Annotated in this window: 1 protein-coding gene; it reads right to left on the reverse strand. The window is 44.8% G+C overall.

The window, feature by feature from the left end:
- Positions 1-368, reverse strand: a 368-nt coding sequence (locus AB4512_RS25400; protein ID WP_372176232.1) for a DUF2861 family protein, incomplete at its 3' end; no start/stop codon positions are given.
- Positions 369-424 lie beyond the last annotated feature (56 nt).

Consider the following 424-nt stretch of genomic DNA (forward strand, 5'->3'; position numbering starts at 1 on the left):
GAGATAGGTTGTGTTTGGGTTTTCATTTCTTCACTGAGTTGTTCTGCAGCGACTTTGATTTGATAACCTTGCGATGACAGGCCGTAGCGTCGAATGAAGCTAACTTGAATGTGATGTTTCGTCTCAGTGTCTTGTCTTAGTGAAGTTCCGCATTGAGTTTGACTCAGTATCTCTTGTTTAACTGGCAACCAAAGCTCGCTATCAAGTGTTTGTTGATTGAGTGCGATTTGAAGCTCTTGCCACGCGACTTGAGGTTGTTCATTAAGCAGAGATTGATACGTATGTTGTAATGGCGTGTTGGTAAACCAAGCGGCGTGACACGCAAACGGCAAAGCGCAGATCAATGCGATTAACGAAGTGACTCTCATTATGATTCCCCAGCTAAGCGGTAACCAACGCCGCGATGTGTTTCGATCTTTAGGGT

Origin of the sequence: Vibrio sp. 10N.222.52.B7, from assembly GCF_041474275.1 — a bacterium.
Taxonomy (GTDB): Bacteria; Pseudomonadota; Gammaproteobacteria; order Enterobacterales; family Vibrionaceae; genus Vibrio; species Vibrio crassostreae_C.